The 23,869-nt window shown below is 71.8% G+C and carries 24 protein-coding genes; 14 read left to right on the top strand and 10 right to left on the bottom strand.

What is annotated here, in order from left to right; translation table 11 throughout:
• The 4 genes from JNW98_RS27405 to JNW98_RS27390 form a co-directional block, all read right to left on the bottom strand.
• Positions 1 to 486: TerD family protein (locus tag JNW98_RS27405; protein WP_223770989.1), on the bottom strand; the 486-nt coding region annotated here is incomplete at its 3' end.
• A gap of 145 nt (positions 487 to 631) precedes the next feature.
• Positions 632 to 1,207, bottom strand: coding sequence for a TerD family protein (locus JNW98_RS27400; protein ID WP_223770988.1), 576 nt, complete (start codon positions 1,205 to 1,207; stop codon positions 632 to 634).
• A gap of 137 nt (positions 1,208 to 1,344) precedes the next feature.
• Positions 1,345 to 1,803 carry a peroxiredoxin gene (locus JNW98_RS27395; protein WP_223770987.1) on the bottom strand — a complete coding sequence of 153 codons (459 nt, stop codon included), beginning with the start codon at positions 1,801 to 1,803 and terminating at the stop codon, positions 1,345 to 1,347.
• Between the two features lie 176 nt (positions 1,804 to 1,979).
• A complete protein-coding gene (locus JNW98_RS27390) occupies positions 1,980 to 2,408 on the bottom strand; it encodes a DUF3052 domain-containing protein (RefSeq protein WP_004946734.1) in 429 nt (142 codons plus the stop codon).
• 471 nt (positions 2,409 to 2,879) lie between these two features.
• Between JNW98_RS27390 and aceE the strand changes: the two genes are divergently transcribed.
• The gene (gene aceE, locus JNW98_RS27385; RefSeq protein ID WP_223770986.1) at positions 2,880 to 5,612 is read left to right on the top strand and encodes a pyruvate dehydrogenase (acetyl-transferring), homodimeric type; all 2,733 of its coding nucleotides are present in this window, start codon (positions 2,880 to 2,882) and stop codon (positions 5,610 to 5,612) included.
• A gap of 86 nt (positions 5,613 to 5,698) precedes the next feature.
• Here the strand turns inward: aceE and JNW98_RS27380 are convergent, their stop codons facing one another.
• A complete protein-coding gene (locus JNW98_RS27380; protein ID WP_223770985.1) occupies positions 5,699 to 7,294 on the bottom strand; it encodes an MFS transporter in 1,596 nt (531 codons plus the stop codon).
• A gap of 116 nt (positions 7,295 to 7,410) precedes the next feature.
• On the opposite strand from JNW98_RS27380, the gene JNW98_RS27375 reads away from it, so the two are divergent.
• From JNW98_RS27375 to JNW98_RS27355, 5 genes are all read left to right on the top strand, one after another.
• Positions 7,411 to 8,076 carry a TetR family transcriptional regulator gene (locus JNW98_RS27375; RefSeq protein ID WP_223770984.1) on the top strand — a complete coding sequence of 222 codons (666 nt, stop codon included), beginning with the start codon at positions 7,411 to 7,413 and terminating at the stop codon, positions 8,074 to 8,076.
• A gap of 130 nt (positions 8,077 to 8,206) precedes the next feature.
• Positions 8,207 to 9,436 (top strand): alpha/beta hydrolase, encoded by a 1,230-nt coding sequence (locus JNW98_RS27370; protein ID WP_223770983.1) that lies wholly within the window; start codon positions 8,207 to 8,209, stop codon positions 9,434 to 9,436.
• A gap of 84 nt (positions 9,437 to 9,520) precedes the next feature.
• Positions 9,521 to 10,387, top strand: a complete 867-nt coding sequence (locus JNW98_RS27365) for a DUF4429 domain-containing protein (protein ID WP_223770982.1) — start codon at positions 9,521 to 9,523, stop codon at positions 10,385 to 10,387.
• Positions 10,388 to 10,648: 261 nt separating this feature from the next.
• Positions 10,649 to 11,908 (top strand): sensor histidine kinase, encoded by a 1,260-nt coding sequence (locus tag JNW98_RS27360; RefSeq protein ID WP_223770981.1) that lies wholly within the window; start codon positions 10,649 to 10,651, stop codon positions 11,906 to 11,908.
• Positions 11,905 to 12,582 (top strand): response regulator, encoded by a 678-nt coding sequence (locus JNW98_RS27355; RefSeq protein WP_223770980.1) that lies wholly within the window; start codon positions 11,905 to 11,907, stop codon positions 12,580 to 12,582. The genes JNW98_RS27360 and JNW98_RS27355 overlap by 4 nt, the downstream gene beginning before the upstream one ends.
• Here the strand turns inward: JNW98_RS27355 and JNW98_RS27350 are convergent.
• Entirely contained in the window at positions 12,546 to 12,989 is a 444-nt protein-coding gene (locus JNW98_RS27350; protein ID WP_223770979.1) for a MerR family transcriptional regulator, read from the bottom strand. The genes JNW98_RS27355 and JNW98_RS27350 overlap by 37 nt on opposite strands.
• Before the next feature lie 115 nt (positions 12,990 to 13,104).
• Between JNW98_RS27350 and JNW98_RS27345 the strand changes: the two genes are divergently transcribed.
• A complete protein-coding gene (locus tag JNW98_RS27345; protein WP_223770978.1) occupies positions 13,105 to 13,932 on the top strand; it encodes a serine hydrolase domain-containing protein in 828 nt (275 codons plus the stop codon).
• Positions 13,933 to 14,029: 97 nt separating this feature from the next.
• On the opposite strand, the gene JNW98_RS27340 is transcribed toward JNW98_RS27345, so the two are convergent.
• Positions 14,030 to 14,755 carry a pirin family protein gene (locus tag JNW98_RS27340; RefSeq protein WP_223770977.1) on the bottom strand — a complete coding sequence of 242 codons (726 nt, stop codon included), beginning with the start codon at positions 14,753 to 14,755 and terminating at the stop codon, positions 14,030 to 14,032.
• A 57-nt stretch (positions 14,756 to 14,812) separates the two neighbouring features.
• On the opposite strand from JNW98_RS27340, the gene JNW98_RS27335 reads away from it, so the two are divergent.
• The 5 genes from JNW98_RS27335 to fabF all read left to right on the top strand — a co-directional run bounded on the left by JNW98_RS27335 (position 14,813) and on the right by fabF (position 19,749).
• Positions 14,813 to 15,988: a PucR family transcriptional regulator gene (locus JNW98_RS27335; RefSeq protein ID WP_223770976.1), complete on the top strand. Its 1,176-nt coding sequence runs from the start codon at positions 14,813 to 14,815 to the stop codon at positions 15,986 to 15,988.
• Between the two features lie 98 nt (positions 15,989 to 16,086).
• Positions 16,087 to 17,034, top strand: coding sequence for an ACP S-malonyltransferase (locus JNW98_RS27330; protein ID WP_223770975.1), 948 nt, complete (start codon positions 16,087 to 16,089; stop codon positions 17,032 to 17,034).
• A 12-nt stretch (positions 17,035 to 17,046) separates the two neighbouring features.
• Positions 17,047 to 18,063: a ketoacyl-ACP synthase III gene (locus JNW98_RS27325; protein ID WP_223770974.1), complete on the top strand. Its 1,017-nt coding sequence runs from the start codon at positions 17,047 to 17,049 to the stop codon at positions 18,061 to 18,063.
• 107 nt (positions 18,064 to 18,170) lie between these two features.
• The gene (locus tag JNW98_RS27320; RefSeq protein ID WP_223770973.1) at positions 18,171 to 18,419 is read left to right on the top strand and encodes an acyl carrier protein; all 249 of its coding nucleotides are present in this window, start codon (positions 18,171 to 18,173) and stop codon (positions 18,417 to 18,419) included.
• 67 nt (positions 18,420 to 18,486) lie between these two features.
• A complete protein-coding gene (gene fabF, locus JNW98_RS27315) occupies positions 18,487 to 19,749 on the top strand; it encodes a beta-ketoacyl-ACP synthase II (protein WP_223770972.1) in 1,263 nt (420 codons plus the stop codon).
• Positions 19,750 to 19,809: 60 nt separating this feature from the next.
• On the opposite strand, the gene JNW98_RS27310 is transcribed toward fabF, so the two are convergent.
• Entirely contained in the window at positions 19,810 to 20,700 is an 891-nt protein-coding gene (locus JNW98_RS27310) for an NAD(P)-dependent oxidoreductase (RefSeq protein ID WP_223770971.1), read from the bottom strand.
• A gap of 90 nt (positions 20,701 to 20,790) precedes the next feature.
• The gene (locus JNW98_RS27305) at positions 20,791 to 21,285 is read right to left on the bottom strand and encodes a DUF3145 domain-containing protein (RefSeq protein WP_223770970.1); all 495 of its coding nucleotides are present in this window, start codon (positions 21,283 to 21,285) and stop codon (positions 20,791 to 20,793) included.
• 323 nt (positions 21,286 to 21,608) lie between these two features.
• On the opposite strand from JNW98_RS27305, the gene JNW98_RS27300 reads away from it, so the two are divergent.
• Positions 21,609 to 22,502 carry an SGNH/GDSL hydrolase family protein gene (locus tag JNW98_RS27300; protein WP_223770969.1) on the top strand — a complete coding sequence of 298 codons (894 nt, stop codon included), beginning with the start codon at positions 21,609 to 21,611 and terminating at the stop codon, positions 22,500 to 22,502.
• A gap of 140 nt (positions 22,503 to 22,642) precedes the next feature.
• Here JNW98_RS27300 and JNW98_RS27295 read toward each other — a convergent pair whose 3' ends face one another.
• On the bottom strand, positions 22,643 to 23,449 hold the full coding sequence (locus JNW98_RS27295; protein WP_223770968.1) for an MgtC/SapB family protein: 807 nt from the start codon (positions 23,447 to 23,449) through the stop codon (positions 22,643 to 22,645).
• Positions 23,450 to 23,558: 109 nt separating this feature from the next.
• Here JNW98_RS27295 and JNW98_RS27290 point away from each other — a divergent pair.
• The coding region (locus JNW98_RS27290; RefSeq protein ID WP_504755421.1) for a PA0049 family protein at positions 23,559 to 23,869 on the top strand (311 nt) is incomplete at its 3' end.

Below are 23,869 nucleotides of genomic sequence, written 5' to 3'. Positions count from 1 at the left end.
GTAGCGGTAGACCTCGCCGAAGATCATCGCCGTCTCGCTGGAGGCGTCCTCGCTCAGGTCGTAGCGGGCCAGCTCGGAGCCGTCCGCCTGGTTGACCACGCGGATGTAGGCGTTGCTGACCTGGCCGAAGTTCTGGCCGCGGAGGTCGGCCTCGTGGATCGAGACCGGGAACACGATCTTGTCGCAGGCCGCCGGGACCTTGACGAGGTCGACCAGGATCGTCTCGTCGTCGCCGTCACCCTCACCGGTGAGGTTGTCGCCGGTGTGCTCGACCGAACCCTCGGGACTCTTGAGGTTGTTGTAGAAGACGAAGTACTCGTCGCCGAGCACCCGCCCGCTGGAGCACAGCAGGGCGCTGGCGTCCAGGTCGAAGTCCGCACCGGTGGTGGTGCGGGCGTCCCAGCCCAGACCGACCACGATGGCGGTCAGGTTCGGCGCGTGCTTGGAGAGGGAGACGTTGCCTCCCTTGGCGAGCGTGACACCCATGGTCCTGTTCCTCCCCGAGTTCGTACGTAGGTCGCCGCGCACGTCCGGCGCCGTACTCCCGGACTGCCCAGGACGGGCTGCCCGAACACGGGAGTACGGCGCCGGAGGTGAGCCGCTGCGGCCGCTTGGGCGGCCGGGTCGTCGGTCAGACGTTGACGCCGAAGTCCTGCGCGATGCCACGCAGGCCGGAGGCGTAACCCTGGCCGATGGCACGGAACTTCCACTCGGCACCGTTGCGGTAGAGCTCGCCGAAGACCATGGCGGTCTCGGTCGAGGCGTCCTCGCTCAGGTCGTAGCGGGCCAGCTCGGTGTTGTCGGCCTGGTTGACGACGCGGATGTACGCGTTCCGCACCTGGCCGAAGCTCTGCTGGCGGCTCTCGGCGTCGTAGATCGAGACCGGGAACACGATCTTGTGCACGTCGGCGGGGACACCGGCCAGGTTGACCTTGATGACCTCGTCGTCGCCCTCGCCCTCACCGGTGAGGTTGTCGCCGGTGTGCTCGACCGAACCGTCGGGGCTCTTCAGGTTGTTGAAGAACACGAAGTTCTGGTCGTTCGCGACCTTGCCCTGGTCGTTGGTGAGCAGCGCACTGGCGTCCAGGTCGAAATCCGTACCGGTGGTGGTACGGGCGTCCCAGCCGAGACCGACGACGACCGCGGTCAGGTTCGGGGCTGCCTTGGTCAGCGAGACGTTGCCGCCCTTGCTGAGACTGACTCCCACGAGTCCTCCATTGGTTCGAGGGGCTGGGCCGGCCGGCCCGGCCCCCGGTTGTGCGATGGCATCCGGTGAACGTACGGATCCTAGTGACCGGTTCCCACCGATTACAGGGTCTTGCGCCAGAGACGTCAGAGGAGACGTCAGAGAGCGGCGAGCTCTCGGGTGTACTCGTTCAGGTCGCGCGCGTCGGGCAGCCCGTTGACGATCGTCCAGCGGACGACGCCCTGCTTGTCGATGATGAAGGTGCCGCGCACCGCGCAGCCCTTCTCCTCGTCGAAGACGCCGTAGGCGCGGCTGACCTCGCCGTGCGGCCAGAAGTCGGAGAGCAGCGGGTAGTCCAGCTTCTCTTGCTCGGCGAAGACGCGCAGCGAGAACGGCGCGTCGTTGGAGACGGCGAGCAGCTGGACGTCGTCGTTGACGAAGTGCGGGAGCTCGTCGCGGAGGGCGCAGAGCTCGCCGGTGCAGACGCCGGTGAAGGCGAAGGGGTAGAAGAGCAGGACGACGTTCTTCTCGCCGCGGAAGTCGGAGAGGCGGACGGTCTCGCCGTGCTGGTTCCTCAGCGCGAAGTCCGGGGCCTCGGTGCCGACGTCGATCGCCATGGTCGCATCCCTCTCTCGGCGGGCCGGCCCCGGGACCGCGGGTGCGCGGGCCCCGGCCGCCGGCGCGGGTAGGCGGCCAGTCTGTCACTGCCGCCCCAGGGGAACGCACGGCGCCCCCGGCAGCGGGGCTGCCGGGGGCGCGGTGGGGCTTGGTGCCGGTGCTCGACGGCTCGGTGCTAGCGCTTGGACTTGGGCGCGCTCAGGCGCGTGCCGCTCCAGTCCTTGGCCACGCTGATGCTCTTGGTCTGGGAGAGACCGGCGGTCTGCGAGGCGTCCTGGATGTCGCTGGGCTCGATGTAGCCGTCCCGCCCGGTCTTGGGCGTCAGCAGCCAGATGTCGCCACCCTCGTCGAGCAGGCCGATGGCATCCACCAGCGCGTCCGTGAGGTCTCCGTCCTCATCCCGGAACCACAGCAGGACGACGTCGGCCACGTCGTCATAGTCCTCGTCCACGAGGTCCTGGCCGATGAGGGACTCGATACCTTCACGGAGATCGTGGTCGACGTCGTCGTCGTAACCGATCTCCTGGACCACCTGTCCGGGCTCGAAACCCAGCCTTCCGGCCGGGTTGGTCCGCTCCTCCGCGTGGTCCGCGGTCGCGCTCACGGATTGCCTCCTGTCATGTTTCGGAAATGCTGTCGTGCCCCCCGCGTACGCGAGGCATTGGGCGTAGTCCACACGTGCCGGACGGATCGCGCAAGTACCCGCTCAGCGATCCCTCCCAAACGTTGACGTCTCGTGGCAACTCCCATCATGAGGCAGCGACCGGGAGTGATTCACACCACAGTGTTCCGCCGGGTTTGCGAAGTTACTCCCTGGGATTGCGGCGGTCGCGGCCGAACGGCCGTACGCGGGGGACCCCCATTGGGGGCGTATGGTTGCGATTTGGCCGCCGCGTGGCGGCCACCCTCCGACGCTTCGTCTACCGAGTGGTGGTTACCGCCCAGTAGAGATGACGTTTCCGTCGCAGCGGTCCACGATGGGAGCCGGCGCGACATAAGCGAAGACAGTATGTGACCGCGTGCGTAGCAACGATTGCGTGCAGGGCACGACACACCCGAACAGCGAAGGAACAGCGTGGCTTCCGGATCCGATCGCAACCCGATCATCATTGGCGGTCTTCCCAGCCAGGTCCCGGACTTCGATCCCGAAGAGACCCAGGAGTGGCTCGACTCGCTCGACGCGGCCGTCGACGAGCGAGGTCGGGAACGTGCCCGCTACCTCATGCTTCGCCTGATCGAACGGGCGCGCGAGAAGCGTGTCGCCGTGCCCGAGATGCGCAGCACGGACTACGTCAACACCATCGCGACCAAGGACGAGCCGTTCTTCCCCGGCAACGAGGAGATCGAGCGCAAGGTCCTCAACGCGACCCGGTGGAACGCGGCCGTCATGGTCTCCCGCGCCCAGCGCCCGGGGATCGGCGTCGGCGGTCACATCGCCACCTTCGCCTCCTCCGCCTCCCTGTACGACGTGGGCTTCAACCACTTCTTCCGGGGCAAGGACGAGGGCGACGGCGGCGACCAGATCTTCTTCCAGGGCCACGCCTCGCCGGGCGTCTACGCCCGCGCCTTCCTGCTGGACCGACTGTCCGAGCAGCAGCTCGACGCCTTCCGCCAGGAGAAGTCGAAGGCCCCCTACGGCCTCTCGTCGTACCCGCACCCGCGCCTGATGCCGGACTTCTGGGAGTTCCCGACCGTCTCCATGGGCCTCGGCCCGCTGGGCGCGATCTACCAGGCCCGGATGAACCGCTACATGGAGTCGCGCGGCATCGCCGACACCTCCAAGTCGCACGTCTGGGCGTTCCTGGGCGACGGCGAGATGGACGAGCCCGAGTCGCTCGGCCAGCTGTCCCTGGCCGCGCGTGAGGGCCTGGACAACCTGACCTTCGTCGTCAACTGCAACCTGCAGCGCCTCGACGGCCCGGTGCGCGGCAACGGCAAGATCATGCAGGAGCTGGAGTCGCAGTTCCGCGGCGCCGGCTGGAACGTGATCAAGCTGGTGTGGGACCGCTCCTGGGACCCGCTGCTGGCCCAGGACCGGGACGGCATCCTGGTCAACAAGCTGAACAGCACCCCGGACGGCCAGTTCCAGACGTACGCCACCGAGACCGGTGCGTACATCCGCGACCACTTCTTCGGCGACGACCACCGTCTCCGCAAGATGGTCGAGGGCATGACCGACGACCAGATCCTGCACCTGGGCCGCGGCGGTCACGACCACAAGAAGATCTACGCGGCCTACGCGGCGGCCAAGGCCCACAAGGGCCAGCCGACCGTGATCCTGGCGCAGACGGTCAAGGGTTGGACCCTCGGCCCGAACTTCGAGGGCCGCAACGCGACCCACCAGATGAAGAAGCTGACGGTCGAGGACCTGAAGCGCTTCCGGGACCGCCTCCACATCCCGATCGCCGACAAGGAGCTGGAGTCCGGCCTGCCGCCGTACTACCACCCGGGTCGCGACTCGGAGGAGATCCAGTACATGCACGACCGCCGCAAGGCGCTCGGCGGCTACGTGCCCACCCGTGTGGACCGCTCCAAGCCGCTGAACCTGCCCGGCGACAAGGCGTACGCGCCGATCAAGAAGGGCTCCGGCCAGCAGTCGATCGCCACCACCATGGCCTTCGTCCGCCTGCTCAAGGACCTGATGCGGGACAAGGAGATCGGCAAGCGCTTCGTGCCGATCGCCCCGGACGAGTACCGCACCTTCGGCATGGACTCGCTGTTCCCGTCGGCGAAGATCTACAACCCGCTGGGCCAGCAGTACGAGGCCGTGGACCGCGAGCTGCTGCTCGCGTACAAGGAGTCCCCGACCGGCCAGATGCTGCACGACGGCATCTCCGAGGCGGGCTGCACCGCGTCGCTGATCGCCGCCGGTTCCGCGTACGCCACGCACGGCGAGCCGCTGATCCCGATCTACGTCTTCTACTCGATGTTCGGGTTCCAGCGCACCGGTGACCAGTTCTGGCAGATGGCCGACCAACTGGCGCGCGGTTTCGTCCTGGGCGCGACCGCCGGCCGCACCACCCTGACGGGTGAGGGCCTCCAGCACGCCGACGGCCACTCGCACCTGCTGGCCTCCACCAACCCGGCCGTCGTCGCGTACGACCCGGCGTTCGGCTACGAGATCGCGCACATCGTGCAGGACGGTCTCCGCCGGATGTACGGCGAGAACGCGGAGGACATCTTCTACTACCTCACGGTCTACAACGAGCCGATCCAGCACCCGGCCGAGCCGGAGAACGTGGACGCCGAGGGCATCCTCAAGGGTCTGTACCGCTACAAGGCGGCCGAGGCCGGCGCCATCCCGGCGCAGATCCTCGCCTCCGGCGTGGCCGTGCCGTGGGCGATCGAGGCCCAGAAGATCCTCGCCGAGGAGTGGAACGTCAAGGCGGACGTCTGGTCGGCGACCTCCTGGAACGAGCTGCGCCGTGACGCCATCGCGGTGGAGGAGCACAACCTGCTCCACCCCGAGGAGGAGCAGCGCGTCCCGTACGTGACGAAGAAGCTCTCCGGCGCCGAGGGTCCGAAGGTGGCCGTGTCCGACTGGATGCGTGCCGTTCCCGACCAGATCGCGCGCTGGGTGCCGGGCACGTACCAGTCGCTGGGTGCCGACGGCTTCGGCTTCGCCGACACCCGTGGCGCGGCCCGTCGCTTCTTCCACATCGACGCGCAGTCGATCGTCCTGGGCGTGCTCACCGAGCTCGCCAAGGAGGGCAAGATCGACCGTTCGGCGCTGAAGCAGGCGATCGACCGCTACCAGCTGCTCGACGTGGCGGCGGCCGACCCGGGCGCCGCGGGCGGCGACGCGTAAGGGTCGTCCTCCACGACACCTGAAGGGGCCCCGGCCGGTGAGAACCGGCCGGGGCCCCTTCGCCCGTTCGGGCTATTCGCCCGTACTCAGATATGCGCGGCGCCCTGGGCGGCCTCGGCGTTCTCGCCGCGCCGGGTGAGCAGCGCGAGCAGGGCGGCGACGACGGAGACGCAGCCGGCGACGAGGAACGAGGTGCTCATCCCGGCGACGAAGGTCTCGTGTGCCGCCCCGGCGATCTTCCCGGCGACCTCCGGCGGGGTGCCCTTGGGTACCGGCGGGACGCCGACCTCGATCACGGCCGAGGCCGCGTCCTTCTGCTCCTTCGACAGCGGCGGCAGCCCGGCAGCGGCCCACTTCTCCGGCAGCTCGTGCCCGACCCGCGAGGCCATGACGGCACCCAGCACGGCCGTGCCGAGGGTGCCGCCGACCTGCATGGATCCCTGCTGGAGGCCGCCGGCCAGGCCCGCGTGCTCCAGGGGCGCGTTGCCGACGATGACCTCGGTGGCGCCGACCATGACCGGGGCCAGGCCGATGCCGAAGAGGGCGAACCAGACGGACATCAGGCCGGTCCCGGAGTCCGCCTTCAGGGCGGACATGCCGAAGCAGGCGACGGCGGTGCAGACCATGCCGGCGAACAGCGGGATGCGCGGCCCGATGCGGCCGATCAGCGCGCCGGCCACCGGGGAGCAGACGATCAGCATCCCGGTGAGCGGCAGCAGGTGCAGGCCCGCGTTCACCGGTGTCATCCCGTGCACGTTCTGCAGGTAGAAGGTGACGTAGAACAGGGCGCCCATGAAGGAGAAGGCCATCAGGACGATGAGGGCCGCGCCGGCGGAGAGCGGCACGGACCGGAAGAGCTTCATCGGCAGCAGGGGCTCGCGCACCCGGTTCTGCCAGAGGACGAAGGCGACGAAGCCCAGCAGCGCCACCCCCAGGAAGATCAGGGTCTTGGCGTCGCCCCACTGCCACTTGGGCGCCTTGATGAGCGCCCAGACCAGGCAGAACATCGCGCCGGAGAGCAGCACGATGCCGAGGAAGTCGAAGGAGCGGGGGGCGTTCTCGGCCCGGTGGTCCTTGAGGATGACCAGCCCGAGGACGAGTCCGAGCGCGCCCACCGGCACGTTGATGAAGAAGACGGACTGCCAGTTCACGTGCTCGACCAGCAGTCCGCCGACGATCGGCCCGCCCGCGGTGGACGCGCCGATGACCATGCCCCAGAGGCCGATCGCCATGTTGAGCTTCTCGGGCGGGAAGGTCGCCCGCAGCATGCCGAGCGCGGCGGGCATCAGCAGCGCGCCGCACAGGCCCTGGAGCACCCGGAAGGCGACGACCATCGACACGCTTCCGGAGAGGGCGATGAGTCCCGAGGCGGCGGCGAATCCGGTGGTACCGATGAGGAAGATCAGGCGGTGTCCGAAGCGGTCGCCCAGCTTTCCGGCCGTGATCAGCGCGACCGCGAGGGCGAGGAGGTAGGCGTTGGTGATCCATTGGACGTCGGCGAGCGAGGCGCCCAGGTCCTTCTGGATGGCCGGGTTGGCGATGGCGACGATCGTGCCGTCGAGCGCGACCATCATCACGCCTATCGCGACCGTCACAAGAGTCAGCCAGGGATGTCCCCGCAGTCCACTCCGGGGCCCGAGGTCCGGCGGCGTCGCGTCCGCGACGGTGGTCTGAGACGTCATGGACCGAGATTATGGCAGGCACTGACAATTGACAAACAATGCCTTGAGTCGTTATCTGACAACTTGTCCAGAGCACTATTCTGACCAGCGGAAACACCGAGCAGAGGCAGGGATCCATGCAGGCGATCGACGGCGTGGCGGAGCGTGAGGCGCTTCCCGGACTGCGGGAACGCAAGAAGCAGCGGACACGGAACACGCTGACGCGGTGCGCCCTGGAGCTGTTCGCCCGCCAGGGGTACGACGGCACCACCGTCGACGAGATCGCCGAGGCCGCCGACGTCTCGCAGCGCACCTTCTTCCGCTACTTCGCCAACAAGGAGGAGGTAGCGCTCGCCCTCCAGGAGGTGGAGGAGGCGGTGGCACTCGCCGCCCTGCAGGCCCGCCCGCCGGAGGAGCCGCCGCTCGCGGCGATGTGCAACGCGGCCATGGCCACCTGGGACGCCATGGGCCCCGCCATCGAGGCCGTCGTCCCGCTGGAGCTGCACCTGCACACCCAGCGCATGATCGAGTCGACCCCGCAGCTGCTGGCCGCCCGGCTGCGCCGCCTCGGCCACTTCGAGGACCGGCTGGCGGCGGAGATCGCCCGCCGCGAGGGCGTCGACCTGGCCACCGACCCCCGGCCACGGGTCCTGGTGGCCGCGTGCAGCGGGGTGCTGCGGGCCGCGTCCCGGGTCTGGGGCGAGCGGGCGGACGGCGACCTGGACGACCTGCTCCGCCTGGTCACCGACTACCTGGGACTGCTCGGCCCGGCCCTGACGGGCTCCTGGCGGAACCGGACGTAGCCGACGAGTCGTCATCACGGACAGAAGCCGGGTGAGGCGGCGCACATATGTCCAGCGTCACTCGCGATTAAACGTGATCCCCATCACTGTCTTGGCGGACGCGCCGTCCCGTCTCCTAGGGTGGTCCGCGGTGACTTCCTTCCCGGAGCTCGGCTCTCCCTCCTCGCCGTGGACGAACACGGCCACGGTCTGGCGCGCGCTGCTCGCGCTCACCGTGGTCTTCGTCATGCTCGCCACGACCGGCTGGACGGCCGTCCGCGGCCGCGGGGCCGCGGCCGACCCGCGCCACGCGGCGCTCACGGCCTGGCTGCACGGCAGCGTCGCCGGACAGCCGCTGCCCTCCCCGTACGCGGAGCCCGGGGTGCTCGGACGCTTCTTCGCCAAGCTCTCCGCCCCCGACCGCACCCGGCTCGCCGACCGCTACCCCCTCGTCGTCGGCAACCTCAACGGCGCCCCGCTGGCCCTCCGGTACCGCGCCAACCGGACCGCGCTCGCCCAGGCCCGCGCGGTCGAGGAGCGCCGCGGCCACGACAGCGGCCTCACCCCGGTCGGCCGCTACGAGGCCAAGCGGCGCATGCACCGCTTCGACTCGCTGCTCTCCCGCGGCCGGCAGATCCTCGCCTTCGACCCGGGCGGCCCCGGACGGGTCGCGGAGGTCCTCGGCGACCTCGCCCGCGCCGACCGGGTCTCCGTCGTGGTGCCCGGTGTCGATACGAACGTCCTCACCTTCGAGAAGAGCGGACGTCCGTACGCCGCCCCCGTCGGGATGGCCGACGCCCTCTACACCACCGAGCGCAGCGTCCGTCCCGCCGCCCGTACCGCCGTCATCGCCTGGGCCGACTACACCTCCCCCGCCGGCGTCGGCGTCGACGCGGCCACCGGCAAGCTCGCCGCCGAGGGCGCGCTGCGGCTCCGCGCCCTGGTGCGCGGACTGCCCGGCGGCTCCTCCGTCTCCCTCTTCTGCCACAGCTACGGCTCGGTGGTGTGCGGCGTCGCCGCCCGCGAGCTCGACCCCCGGGTCACCGACATCGCCGTGGCCGGCAGCCCCGGCATGCGCGCCCGGCACGTCTCCGATCTGCACACCAGCGCCCGGATATGGGCCATGCGGGACGCCGACGACTGGATCAGGGACGTCCCGCACCTGGAGGTCGGCGGCCTCGGCCACGGTGCCGACCCCGTCTCCGCCGGCTTCGGCGCCCGCCTGCTCTCCGCCGCCGACGCCGAGGGGCACGCCGGCTACTTCGAGCCCGGCACCGTCAGCCTCGCCAACTTCGCCCGCCTGGGCACCGGGGACACCGACGGAATCCGCTGCTCCCCCTCCGACGCGGACTGTGCCGCCCACACCACCCTCTCCGGCTGACGCCCCCGGCCGGGCCGGCCCCGGCATGACGCGCGTAGCGCCGGAGGGGGGACGCGCGGGCGGGTGCCGCATACGATGACCCGCATGGGTGATGTGCTGGCCGGTTTCCACACCGTCTGGGAGTTCGACACCGACTCCGTGCTCATCCGCTTCGAACGGGGGATCCGGACACCGAAGCTGCTCCAGGCGCTCGGTGAACGGCGCATCCCCTACGAGGCGCTCGCGGCGGTCGAACACGTTCCCGGCAGACGCGGCACGGTGGTGCTGCGCGCCGTGCCCCGGCCCGGCGCCGATCCGCTGATGGACGCCGCCGACGGCCAGCTCAAGGAGGGCACCGACCCCTACCGGCTGGTCCTGCCCGCCGAGCGCGCCGTCCTCGCCGAGTACTACGCCGAGGAGATACGGGCCCTGCTCGGCGCCCGCGCGGCCGAGCCCGCGGAACGCCCGCTCGTCGTCGCGCCGGAGCCGCCGCGCTCCTTCAAGGCGTACGACGGCCGGGCCACCTTCGACGGCCGGACCGTCGCCTTCCGCTGGTTCTGGTCCGGCGCGACCTCCGCCAAGTGGAAGGCCGGTGACCAGCGCTTCTCCGTGAGCGAGCTCGCCGACGTCCAGTGGCGCTCGCCCGACCTCATGGGCGGCCACCTGCGGCTCACACTCCGCGACCCGGAACGGCCGGCTCCCGGTCAGGCGGATCAGGATCCGGCGTCCGTGGTGTTCGGGATGGGGTACGGGCCGGTGCACGAGTCGTTGCCGTTCGCGGCGGCGGTGCTTCAGGCTGTGCGGGTCGCGTCGCCGGCGGTGCCGGTGGCTCCCTCTCCGTCGCCGGCCGCCCGGCCGGATCCGGGGGCGATCGCGGATCGGATCCGGCACCTTGGTGATCTCCACTCGGCGGGGTTGCTGACGGATGACGAGTTCAGCGCGAAGAAGGCGGAGTTGCTGGCGGAGCTTTAGGGTGCCCCGGTCCCGCCCCTTCGCCGTTTCCTGGGGCTGCGCCCCAGACCCCCCTTGTCGCGGCTTCGCCGCTCGTCCTCAAACGCCGGACGGGCTGGATGGTGCCTGAGCGAGCACCTTCAGCCCGTCCGGCGTTTGAGGACAGCGCCCGCAGGGCGCTTCGGGGGTCCGGGGGCTTGCCCCCGGGAATCGGCGAAGGGGTGGGACCGGGGCACAGCCCGCCGCAGGCGCCCCGCAGGGCCGCCGTACGCTGGGCAAGCCATGCCCAAAGCCTCACTCCGCCACCGCCTCCCCTACGCCTTCGCAGCCCTCCTCACCGCGATCCTCTTCCCGATCACGGCGACGATCCTCCCGAACGACTACGGCGTCCAACCCGGCCTCGCGCTGATCTACGCGACGCTGGAGATCGCCCCCCTCCTCCTCGCCGTCCGCAAGCCCCTCCTCGCCTGGACGATCGCCCTCACCGCCGGCACGGCCTCCGCCCTGACCATCCCCCAGACAGCGGCTCTGCACGGCGTCTGGCCCTGGCCCCCCACGCTCCTCATCGCCTTCCTCCCGATGGCGTTCTTCCTCGGCCTGCGCTCCCGCCCCCGCACCATGCTGGCCGCGTGGGCGGCCTACACGGCCGTGAGCTACGGCTTCGACGCGTCCGACCCGCAGCGCAGCAACGGCAGCTGGCTGATCGTGACGCTGCTCGGCGGCACGCTGCTGCTGCTCGGCGCGGCGCTGCAGAAGAGCGACCGGGCCCAGCGGGCGCTGGACGAGCAGGCGACGATCAGCGAGGCCGAGCGGGCCCGCAGGACGCTGCTGGAGGAACGCGCCCGGATCGCCCGCGAGCTGCACGACGTCGTCGCCCACCACATGTCGGTGATCACCGTGCAGGCGGACAGCGCCCCGTACCGCATCGGCGGCCTGTCGCCGGAGGCCGCCGAGGAGTTCGGGACGATCGCCGCCACCGCGCGCGAGTCGCTGAGCGAGATGCGCCGGCTGCTGGGCGTGCTGCGCAGCGAGGACGCGGGGCAGGGCGGCGGGGAGCGGACCCCGCAGCCGGGCGTCGACCGGATCGGGCAGCTGGTCGAGGCGACCGTACGGGCCGGGCAGCCGGTGGAGCTCGCGCTCGACCGGGCGGCGGCACCGGAGACGCTCCCCCAGGCCGTCGACCTCTCCGCTTACCGCATCGTCCAGGAGGCCCTGGCCAACGCGGTCCGGCACGCGCCGGGCGCCGACACCCGGGTGTCGGTGACGGCGGACGACGAGGGTCTGACGGTCCTCGTCGTCAACGCCCCCGCCGACCGCCCGCACGTCCCGCTGGAGACCACCGGCACCGGCCACGGCCTGGTGGGCATGCGCGAGCGCGTCCGCCTGGTCGGCGGCACCCTCGACACCGGCCCGCTGCCGGACGGCGGCTTCCGGGTGGCGGCCCGGCTGCCGTACGCGGCGGAGGCACCGGCGCCCATCACCGAACCGACAGCGCCGACAGCGCCGACAGCGCCGACAGACAAGGAATCCCCGGCCGCATGACCATCAAGGTGATCATCGTCGACGACCAGGCGATGGTGCGGGCGGGCTTCGCCGCCCTGCTCGCCGCCCAGCCCGACATCGACGTCGTCGGGGACGCCCCCGACGGCGTAAAGGGCGTGGAACTGAGCCGCACCGTCCACCCGGACGTGGTGCTGATGGACGTCCGCATGCCGGAGATGGACGGCCTGGAGGCCGCCCGCCGCCTCCTCGATCCTCCCCCCGGCGTCGTCCACCGCCCGAAGGTGCTGATGCTGACCACCTTCGACGTGGACGACTACGTCTACGAGGCGCTGCGCGCCGGCGCCTCGGGCTTCCTTCTCAAGGACGCGCCGCCGGCCGACCTCATCTCGGCGGTCCGGGTGGTGGCCGCGGGCGAGGCGCTGCTCGCGCCGTCCGTGACCCGCCGCCTCATCGCGGACTTCGCCCAGCAGCGGCCCGCCCCGCGCAAGGACCGCTCGCTGCGGCTGAAGGGCCTGACGCCCCGGGAGACGGAGGTGCTGGAGCTGATCGCCCGGGGCCTCTCCAACCAGGAGATCGCGGGCTCGCTGGTGCTGGCCGAGCAGACGGTGAAGACGCACATCGGGCGGGTCCTCGCCAAGCTGGGGCTGCGGGACCGGGCCCAGGCGGTGATCTTCGCCTACGAGTCGGGGTTGGTGAAGCCGGGCGCGGCATAGCGCTCCTCGGTGGTCCGCCGGGCCGCCGCGTACCGGTCGATCTTGTGGTCGAGGACGTCGAGCGTGCTTCTGAGCTCGGCCATCCGCCGCCGGACGTCCTCGCGGTGCGCGCTCAGCAGCCGTTCGCGCTCGGCCACCGTGCTCTCGCCCTCGCGCACCAGCTCGGCGTAGCGGACCATGTCCGCCACCGGCATCCCGGTCAGCCGCAGCTTGCCGACCAGCTCCAGCCAGTCCAGGTCGCGGTCGGTGTAGCGGCGCTGCCCGGTGCGGGAGCGGTCGACGTGCGGCATCAGCCCGATCCGCTCGTACCAGCGCAGGGTGTGGGCGGACAGCCCGGTGCGCTCGGCCACCTCGCCGATCGTGTAGCCGGCGGTCCTGGCGCCGATCGCGGTGTCGATGACGGTCATACGGCTCCCCCTTGTGTCTGTTCGACTCCTGGCAACGCCGAAGCGGCGCCCCGCACTCCGGTCCGCCGGATCCTTGACGGAATCTTGGACCGGGCGAGCGGGTTAGGCTCGTCCCATGGAGAGCCTGGACAGCCTGCGGAAGATCGAGAACTGGCCCGTGCCGACCGCCGCGGCGGCCGTCGTACGGGCCGACGGGACGGTGGCCGGGACGCACGGCCCGACCGCGCACCGCTTCGCCCTGGCCTCGGTCACCAAACCGCTCGCCGCCTACGCCGCGCTGATCGCCGTCGAGGAGGGCGCGATCGAACTGGACGAGCCGGCGGGTCCGGCCGGCTCCACGGTCCGTCACCTCCTCGCCCACACCTCGGGCCTGGCCTTCGACGAGCACCGCCCCGCGGCCGAGCCCGGCACCCGGCGGCTCTACTCCAACGCGGGTTTCGAGGTCCTCGGCGACCACATCGCCAAGGCGACGGACATCCCCTTCGCCGAGTACCTCCGCCAGGCGGTCCTCGAACCCCTCGGCATGACCGCCACCGACCTCCCCGGCTCCCCCGCCAAGGACGGCGTCTCGACGGTGGACGACCTCGTCCGCTTCGCGGCGGAGTTGCAGGCGCCGCGGCTGCTTTCGCGGGACACCTTGTCCGAGGCGACGACGGTCGTCTTCCCCGGCGTCACCGGCGTCCTGCCCGGGTACGGGCACCAGCGGCCCAACGACTGGGGGCTCGGCTTCGAGTTGCGGGACGGGAAGTCGCCGCACTGGACGGGTTCCCTCAACTCGCCCCGTACGTACGGCCACTTCGGGCAGTCCGGGACGTTCCTGTGGGTCGACCCGGTGGCCGGTGCGGCTTGTGTGGCCCTGACGGACCGGGACTTCGGGGCGTGGGCGGTGGAGGTGTGGCCGGCGCTGTCGGACGCGGTGCTTGCCGAATTGGGTGGGGAGTAGCCCCAGACCCGCCCCTTCCCGTTTCTTGCAGGGGCTGCGCCCCCGCACCCCCGAAACCGCGCTCCGCGCGGTTGTCCTCAAACGCCGGACGGGCTGACTATTCAGCCCGTCCGGCGTTTGAGGACAAGGGGGTCTGGGGCGCAGCCCCAGGAAACGGTGAAAGGGTGGGACCGGGGCACCACACCAAAAGCTCAGCCCCATCCCCCACCGCAACCCCCTCCACCGCACCCTGCACCCGAGCCGCGTCCCCAACCCCGAGCTCGTACTCGCCCACCCGCACAACCCCCCGCACCACGTGCACGTACAGCCACTCCCCCAGAGGCAAGGCGAGCCGCTCGCCACCCCGCGGCCGCAGCACGTGCAGCACAGCACCGGGCACCACGCACACCACCCCGTCGCGCACGGACCGCGTCACCTCATAGGACGGCACCCCACCGCCCTCGACCGGGTCGAGCCACATCTGGACAAAGCGCAGGGGCACCCCGGAAGCGTTGCGCTCGACATGCCGCACTCCACCCCCCGCACTCAGCCACTGCACGTCACCAGGGCGGACCGTCACGACATGCCCGGCCGAGTCCTCATGCGTCAGCTCCCCCTCCACCACCCACGTGACGATCTCCACATCCCGGTGCGGATGCTCGTCGAACCCCGCCCCGGGCGCGAGGAGCTCCTCGTTGCAGGCGATCAGGGAGCCGAAGCGCACGTTGTCGGGGTCGTAGAAACCGGAGAAGGAGAAGGCGTGGCGGGTCTCGATGCCCGCCTCCGGGGCCCCGCCCACGTACCGTTCGCCCGCCCGCCGCACCTGGATCCGCGCCTCGCTCATCGGGCTACGGTAGCCCGGCCGCCCCGTGCGGCACCCGAATAGGGCAGGCTTGTCCCCGTGCCTGAATCCGCCGCTCACCCACCGCATCCGCACAGCGCCACCCTGCGCAACCTGGAGAAGTCGTCCGGGACCCTGGCCGCCGCCGCCATCGCCAGGATGGACGCGCAGCTTCCGTGGTACCGGGCGATGCCGCCGGAGAACCGTTCGTGGATCGGGCTGGTGGCCCAGGCCGGTATCGCGGCCTTCACGGAGTGGTTCCGGCATCCGGAGACCCCGCAGGCGATCAGTACGGACGTCTTCGGGACCGCGCCTCGCGAGCTGACCCGGGCGATCACGCTGCGCCAGACCGTGGAGATGGTCCGGACGACGATCGAGGTCATGGAGTCGGCGATCGACGAGGTCGCCGCGCCGGGTGATGAGTCGTCGCTGCGGGAGGCGCTGCTCGTCTACGCCCGGGAGATCGCCTTCGCCACCGCGCAGGTGTACGCCCAGGCCGCCGAGGCGCGCGGCGCCTGGGACGCCCGGCTGGAGTCGCTGGTGGTCAACGCCGTGCTGTCGGGCGAGGCGGACGAGGGCGTGCTGTCCCGGGCCGCGGCGCTGGGCTGGAACTCGCCCAAGCACGTCGCGGTGGTGCTGGGGACGGCGCCGAACGGCGACAGCGAGCTGACCGTGGAGGCCATCCGGCGGGCGTCCCGGCACGCCAAGCTCCAGGTGCTGACCGGGGTGCTGGGCACCCGCCTGGTGGTGATCGCCGGGGGCAGCGACAACCCGCTGCAGGCGGCGAAGGCGCTGATCGGGCCGTTCGCCGCCGGTCCGGTGGTGGCCGGTCCCGTCGTCCCGGATCTGCTGGCGGCGACCCGCTCCGCGCAGGCCGCCGCGGCCGGACTGAAGGCGTGCGCGGCCTGGCCGGACGCCCCCCGCCCGGTGCTCGCCGACGATCTCCTGCCGGAGCGGGCGATGGCCGGTGATCCTGTGGCCCGCGTCCAGTTGGTGGAGGAGATCTACAGACCCCTGGAGGAGGCGGGTTCCGCGCTGCTGGAGACGCTGAGCGTCTACCTGGAGCAGGCGAGCAGCCTGGAGGGCGCGGCGCGGATGCTGTTCGTCCACCCAAACACCGTGCGGTACCGGCTCCGACGTGTGACGGACGTCACCGGATGGTCGCCTTCCGATGTCCGTTCGGCCTTCACCCTGCGCATCGCGCTGATCCTGGGGCGTCTGGCCGACACCGAGTGACAGCCGTAGGCTTTTGTGGAACGCAAACAATTCCCCTGACGGTTCTTCGTCCCTGTCCCCACGGGTGGCCGAACCCGTCCACGAGAGAGAGTGTGAGGGTGCTCGTACTCGTCGCTCCCGGCCAGGGCGCTCAGACGCCCGGCTTCCTGACCCCCTGGCTCGACCTGCCCGGCGTCGCCGACCGCCTGCGGGCCTGGTCGGAGGCCATCGACCTGGACCTCGTCCACTACGGCACGAACGCCGGCGAGGAAGAGATCCGCGACACCGCCGTCGCCCAGCCGCTGCTGGTCGCCGCCGCGCTGGTGTCCGCGGGGCAGCTCTTCCCCACCGCCGATGACGTCGCCCGCCAGGTGGGCGCCGCCGCCGGCCACAGCGTCGGCGAGCTCGCCGCCGCCGCCCTGACGGGCGTGCTGTCCGAGCAGGACGCCATGCTGCTCGTCCGCAAGCGGGGCCTGGCCATGGCCGAGGCCGCCGCGGTCACCGAGACGGGCATGTCGGCGCTGCTGGGCGGGGAGGCCGACGTCGTCCTCCCGCATCTGGAGAAGCTCGGCCTGACCCCGGCGAACGTCAACGGCGCCGGTCAGATCGTCGCCGCCGGTACCATGGAACAGCTGGCGGCGCTCGCCGCGGACAAGCCCGAGGGCACCCGCCGCGTGGTGCCGCTGAAGGTCGCGGGCGCCTTCCACACCGAGCACATGGCCCCTGCGGTCTCCGTCCTGGAGGCCGCGGCCCGCGAGCTGGAGCCGGCCGGTCCGCGCACCCGCTACGTCTCCAACCGCGACGGAGCGGTGGTGACGGACGGCGCCGAGGTCGTGGCGCGGCTGGTCGGCCAGGTGGCCAACCCGGTCCGCTGGGACCTGTGCATGGAGACCTTCAAGGAGCTGGGCGTCACGGCGATCATCGAAGCGGCCCCCGGCGGCACCCTGACGGGCATCGCCAAGCGGGCCCTGCCCGGTGTGAAGACGCTGGCCCTCAAGACGCCGGCCGACTTGGACGCCGCCCGCGAGCTGATCGCCGAGCACGCCGCCGACTCTTCGGCCGCGTAAGGAGCCCCGGACATGACTGCCAAGATCAAGCCTGCCAAGGGCGCGCCGTACGCGCGCATCATGGGCGTCGGCGGCTACCGCCCGGTGCGCGTGGTGCCCAACGAGGAGATCCTCAAGCGCATCGACTCGTCGGACGAGTGGATCCGTTCCCGCTCCGGCATCGCCACCCGGCACTGGGCCGGCCCCGAGGAGACGGTGGCCACCATGTCGGTGGAGGCCGCGGGCAAGGCCATCGCCGCCGCCGGGATCGCCCCGGAGCAGATCGGCGCGGTACTGGTCTCGACGGTGTCGCACTTCAAGCAGACCCCGGCCATCGCCACCGAGATCGCCCACCGGATCGGCGCCGGCAAGCCGGCCGCCTTCGACATCTCCGCCGGCTGCGCGGGCTTCGGCTACGGCCTGACCATGGCCAAGGCCCTGGTCACGGACGGCTCGGCCGAGTACGTGCTGGTCATCGGCGTCGAGCGGCTGTCGGACCTGACGGACCTCGACGACCGTTCCACCGCGTTCCTGTTCGGTGACGGCGCCGGCGCCGTGGTCGTGGGCCCCGCGCAGGAGCCGGCCATCGGCCCGACGGTGTGGGGCTCGGAGGGCGACAAGTCGGAGACCATCCGGCAGAACCTGCCGTGGGACGTCTACCGCGAGAGCAGCGAGGTCCGCACCGAGGTCCGCTTCCCGGCCATCACGCAGGAGGGCCAGGCGGTGTTCCGCTGGGCCGTCTTCGAGATGGCGAAGATCGCCCAGCAGGCACTGGACGAGGCCGGCATCACCGCCGACGACCTGGACGTCTTCATTCCGCACCAGGCGAACATGCGGATCATCGATTCGATGGTCAAAACGCTGAAGCTGCCGGAGAATGTCGTGGTCGCCCGGGATGTGGAGACCACCGGGAACACCTCGGCAGCCTCCATTCCGCTGGCCATGGAGCGCCTCCTGGCCACCGGAGCGGCGAAGAGCGGCGACACCGCGCTGCTCATCGGCTTCGGGGCGGGTCTCGTGTTCGCCGCGACGGTCGTTACCCTCCCCTAGGCGAGATCCGCACGGAACGGCACCAGCCGACCACGGTGCGGAGCTCTCCACAGCAGTTCCCTGAGCAGTTTTTCCAGAACCACCGCACAATTAAAAGGAGCGCCACCATGGCCGCCACGCAGGAAGAGATCCTTCAGGGCCTCGCCGAGATCGTCAACGAGATCGCGGGCATCCCGGTCGAGGACGTCAAGCTGGACAAGTCCTTCACCGACGACCTGGACGTCGACTCGCTCTCCATGGTCGAGGTCGTCGTCGCCGCCGAGGAGCGCTTCGAGGTGAAGATCCCGGACGAGGACGTCAAGAACCTCAAGACGGTCGGTGACGCGGCCGACTACATCGCCAAGCACCAGGCCTGATCCCGCGTTCGTCGCCACCCCGGCGGGTGGCGTTTCCAGCACCTCTATTCGTGGAGACAGAATTCCTGTGAACTCGACCAATCGCACCGTGGTCGTCACCGGTATCGGCGCAACCACACCGCTGGGTGGCGACAGCGCGTCTACCTGGGAAGGGCTGCTCGCCGGTCGCTCCGGCGTGAAGCCCCTGGAGGGCGAGCGGTTCGCCGACCTCCCGGTCCGGATCGCCGCCACGGCCGCGGTGGACCCGTCCGAGGTCCTGCCCCGCCCCCTCACCCGCAAGCTCGACCGGTCGGCGCAGTTCGCGCTGATCGCGGCCCGCGAGGCCTGGGCCGACGCGGGCTACACCGCCCGTGCCGGCGAGGACGCGGCCATCGCCCCCGAGCGGCTGGGCGCGGTCATCGCCTCCGGCATCGGCGGCGTGCAGACCCTGCTCGACCAGTACGACGTGCTCAAGGAGAAGGGCGCCCGCCGCGTCTCCCCGCACACCGTGCCGATGCTGATGCCCAACAGCCCGTCCGCCAACGTCGGCCTGGAGGTGAACGCCCAGGCGGGCGTGCACACCCCGGTCAGCGCCTGCGCGTCCGGCGCCGAGGCCATCGGCTACGCCGTCGAGATGATCCGCACCGGCCGGGCCGACGTGGTCGTCGCCGGCGGCACCGAGGCGGCCATCCACCCGCTGCCCGTCGCGGCCTTCGCCAGCATGATGGCGATGTCCAAGAACAACGAGAATCCGCAGAAGGCCTCCCGCCCCTACGACAAGGCCCGTGACGGCTTCGTCCTGGGCGAGGGCGCCGGCGTGGTCGTCCTGGAGTCCGCCGAGCACGCGGCCCGCCGCGGCGCCCGCGCCTACTGCGAGATCCTGGGCCAGGGCCTGTCCGCGGACAGCCACCACATCGCGCAGCCCGAGCCGACCGGCCGGGGCATCGCCGCGGCGCTGCAGGGCCTGCTGGAGTCCAGCGACCTCAAGCCGTCCGAGGTGATGCACCTCAACGCGCACGCCACCTCGACCCCGCAGGGCGACCTCGCGGAGATCAAGGCGCTGCGCAAGGTGCTGGGCGACGACCTGGACCACGTGGCGGTCTCCGCCACCAAGTCGATGACCGGCCACCTGCTGGGCGGCGCCGGCGGCATCGAGACGGTCGCCACCGTCCTCGCGCTGTACCACCGGACGGCCCCGCCGACCATCAACGTCGACGAGCTGGACGACGAGATCGACGCGGACGTCGTCCGCGACGAGCCGCGCGCGCTGCCCCAGGGCACCATCGCGGCGATCAACAACTCGTTCGGCTTCGGCGGCCACAACGTGGTGCTGGCGCTGCGGACGGTCTGACGCCCGCCTGACGCACGAGGGCCCGCCCGGTCGTTCACCGACCGGGCGGGCCCTCGGCGTTCACCGCTCCTTCGGCTCCTCGAAGCTCGCGAAGTACGACGCCGCCATGTCCTCGTCGCCGTGTCCCTGCTCGACGGCCCGCCGGAAGCGCTCCGCGCCGGCCGCCGCGACGTCGAGCCGTACGCCGGCCCGCTCCCCGGCGGCCACGATGAGGCGGGCGTCCTTCTCGGCGGTGGCGGTCGCGAAGCTCGGCGGGGTGAGGCCGCCGTCGAGCAGCAGGGCGGACTTGGCCCGCAGGTAGCCCATGTCCAGCGGGCCGCCCTCGACGGCCGCCAGGAAGTCCCGGGCGTCCACGCCCAGCCCGGCGGCGAGCGCCAGTGCCTCGGCGGTGCCGTGCGTGACGGTCAGCACCCAGCTGTTGAGCACCAGCTTGAGCCGGGAGGCGCTGCCCGCGGCGCCGTCCTCGCCCGTCCACACCGTCCGCGTGCCCACGGCGTCCAGGACGGGGGCGAGCGCGGGACGGACGGCGGCGGGACCGGCGGCGAGGACGGTGAGTTCGCCCTTCTCGGCCGGCGCCCGGGTGCCCAGGACCGGGGCGTCCACGAGGACGACGCCGTACTCGTCGGCGACGGCCGCGAACTCGTCGAGGACGTCGAGGCCCGCGGTGGTCGACTGGAGCCACACCGCGCCCGGCCGCAGCCCGGGGGCGGCCCGGCGCATGACGTCCAGGACGGCCGCGCCGTCGTACAGCATGGTGATGACGGTGCCGGCGTCGCGGACGGCGTCGGCGGGGGTCCCGGCGATCCGGACCCCGTCGGCGGCGAGCGGTTCGGCCTTGGCCGGGTCGCGGTTCCAGGCCCGGACGTCGAGGCCCGCGCGGGCGAGGTTGCGGGCCATGGCGGCACCCATGATGCCGGTGCCGAGGACGGCGACGGAAGCGGTATCGGTCATGCCGGAACCGTATGCGCTGGAGCGCACTCGAGGGCAAGCACGCCGGTCACACCGCCTGGCCCCGCAGGGCACACCGTCCGGCCCCGCCGGTCACACCACCTGGTGCAGCCAGCGCACCGGAGCGCCCTCGCCCGCGTGCCGGAAGGGTTCCAGTTCGTCGTCCCAGGGCTTGCCGAGGAGGCCGGCGATCTCGGCGGCCAGGTCGGTCTCGCCGCGCTGGGCGCGGCCGAGGGCGGCGCGGAGCCGGTCCTCGGGGATCAGGATGTCGCCGTGGACGCCGGTGACCGCGTGGAAGATGCCCAGGTCGGGGGTGGAGCTGTAGCGCTCGCCCTCGGTGCCGGCGGCCGGTTCCGCGGTCACCTCGAAGCGCAGCAGGTGCCGGCCGCGGAGGGAGGAGGCGAGGCGGGAGGCGGTGCCGGGGCGGCCCTGCCAGGAGAACTCCGTGCGCCAGGTGCCGGGGGAGGCGGGCTGCCGGATCCAGTCGAGGGCGACGCGGGCGCCGAGCACCTCTTCGACGGCCCATTCGACGTGCGGGCAGAGTGCGCGCGGTGCGGAGTGCACGTAGAGAACGCCACGTGACGTCACCGGGACCTCCAGTGCGGTTTCGAGGTTCGCCTTCCCCAGGGCCTCGCGTCCGTACCGGTCCCGCCCGGGGCCGCACCGGACGTTCCGTCCCCGTGGCCCCTCCCGCACCAGTTCGCGAGGTTACCAACAGTAAACACCATAGGGGGCAATTTTCCGGAAAGGGACAGGATGTGACGTGTTGTGATCCGGCGCAGTGGTGGTGCGGGCAGGACCGGTAAGGCCCCGGTCACTTCCGGGAGGAACCCCGTGCGCGGTCGGGATGTCCGCCGGGTGACGTACCGTCGGTCCAGGACACCTGTTCACCCGGCCGGAGGGGGAAGACGATGCGCACCAGCACCGACCGCCCGTCGCGTGCCGCCGCCGCGGCGCTGACGGCGGTGGCGGCGCTCACCGCGGGGCTGCTCACGGCGGGCTGCGACGACCGGGCGCCGGGCGCGGCGGCGGAGCGGCCGGCGGCCAAGCCCAGAGCGAACGCCAAGCCGGCCTGGAACACCCGGCCCGACTCCCTGGCCTCCCTGGGCGACTCGATCACCCGGGGGTACGACGCCTGCCGGCTGCTCAAGGACTGCCCGGAGGTCTCCTGGGCCACCGGCACCCAGGTGGACAGCCTCGCCGCCCGGCTGCTGCCCTCGCCGGAGAGCCGGAGCTGGAACTTCGCCCGGACCGGGGCGCGGATGGCCGACCTCCCCCGCCAGGTGCGCGCGGCCGTCCCGCACCGGCCGCAGCTGGTGACGGTGCTGCTCGGGGCGAACGACGCCTGCCGGGCCGACGTGGCCGAGATGACGTCGGTGAAGGACTTCCGGGCCGACTTCGAGAAGTCACTCAGGGAGCTCCGCGGGTCGCTGCCGAAGACGCAGGTGTACGTGGCGAGCGTCCCCGACCTCAAACGGCTGTGGTCGGAGGGGAGCAAGAGCCCGCTGGGCAAGCAGGTGTGGAAGCTGGGCATCTGCCCGTCGATGCTGCGGGACTCCGAGCTGGTGGACGCCCCCACCCGGGAGCGGCGGGAGAAGGTGGAGCGGCGGGTGAAGGAGTACAACGCCGTCCTGGAGGACGTCTGCCGCCGGGACCTGCTGTGCCGCTACGACGGCGGGTCGGTGCACTCCTACGGCTTCACCGGCGCGGACCTGAGCCACTGGGACTGGTTCCACCCCAACAAGGAGGGCCAGCGGCGGCTCGCCGAGCTCGCCTACCGGCGGATCACGGCGGAGGGCCGCTGACGCCCGGCCCGGACGACGGACGGGGGTGACGGACGGGGGCGACGTCCGTCAGGTGACCCCGCCCCCGCCCGCTCCGCACGGTAGCGGATGATCGCCCTTCGGTGCGCCAACTCGCCCGCCCAGTACGTACGTTCGCCGGCTCATTCGGTACTGTCGCGGTGGGCGCGCAGGCCGACGTCGAGGACGCCCTCCCAGTCCGTGAGCTCCTCGACGAGCGGATGGGCGGGCTTCCGTCCCTCCAGCCCCAGCACCACCTCGGCCTCCCGGCCCTTCCCCTTGCCCTTGCCGTTCTCGCCCTCCCGGGACTCGGAGTGGATGTGCACGTCCGTGACCCGGAACCCCTGGCTGGTGCAGAGCTCCAGGACCCGGCCCAGCACCCCGCGGCGCGTCCGGTAGGAGAGCAGCAGCTCGAACCGCTCGACCGTGGGGGCCGCCGCCAGCCGGCGGGTGAGCAGCGGGAAGCCGCGGACGACCAGGAAGTGCACGACGGTGGCGGCGGCGCCGAGCAGCGGCAGGCCGCCGCCGCAGGCCATGCCGACGGCGCAGGTGAGCCAGATGGTCGCGGCGGTGGTCAGGCCGCGGACCGCGTCGCGGCGGACGAAGATCAGGCCGCCGCCGATGAAGCCGATGCCGGAGACGATCTGCGCGGCGACCCGCGAGCCGTCGAAGGCCGTGCCCGCCAGCCCGTTGGCCGGGCCGAAGCCGTGCAGGGAGACCTCGACGAAGAGGGCGCTGCCCACCCCGACGAGGGTGTGGGTGCGCAGTCCGGCGCTCTTCTGCTGGAGTTCGCGCTCCAGGCCGATGAGGGAGGAGAGGAGCAGGGCGAGGCCCAGTTCGGTGAACTGCCGGGCGCCCTGCCCGGCACCCGTGCCGAACAGCGCGGACGCCCAGGAGTGGCCGATGGATATGAGGGGGTGGTGCGCGGCGATGAACTCGGCTGTGTTCATGCGTCATTGTGGCCTGAAAGCAGTACGCAGGGGGCCGGAATCCATCGGCGGGAGGGGGAGCGTGGCCACCCCTTCCGCGATGTGGACAACGCTGATTTCATACGGCCCCATGAGACCCATCAAGCTCGCACCGCGTCTTCCGGGCGCCGCCCTCGTCGCCTCCGCGCTGGCCCTGTCCTGCCTCGCCACCCCCACCGCGGCGAGCGCCGCCCCCGCGCCTGCCCCCGCGCCCGTACAGCCGACGCGTGAGGAGAGCCGGCTGGACGGCCGGGTCCCCCAGGAGATCCTCCGGCGCTCCGGCTTCGGCGGGGCGGCCGGCGAGCTCGCCGGAGCGCTGGCGCGCGCCCGGACGCCCGAGCGGGCCGAGCGGGCGGCGGCCGACGCCGGTCACCGGCTGTGGCGGCGCGCGGTGGCCCGGGC

It is taken from the genome of Streptomyces huiliensis (assembly GCF_020037025.1).
In the GTDB taxonomy this organism is placed as follows: Bacteria; Actinomycetota; Actinomycetes; order Streptomycetales; family Streptomycetaceae; genus Streptomyces; species Streptomyces huiliensis.
The sequence above is the reverse complement of the archived record's forward strand: the minus strand, read 5'-3'. Positions and strand labels throughout refer to the sequence as shown.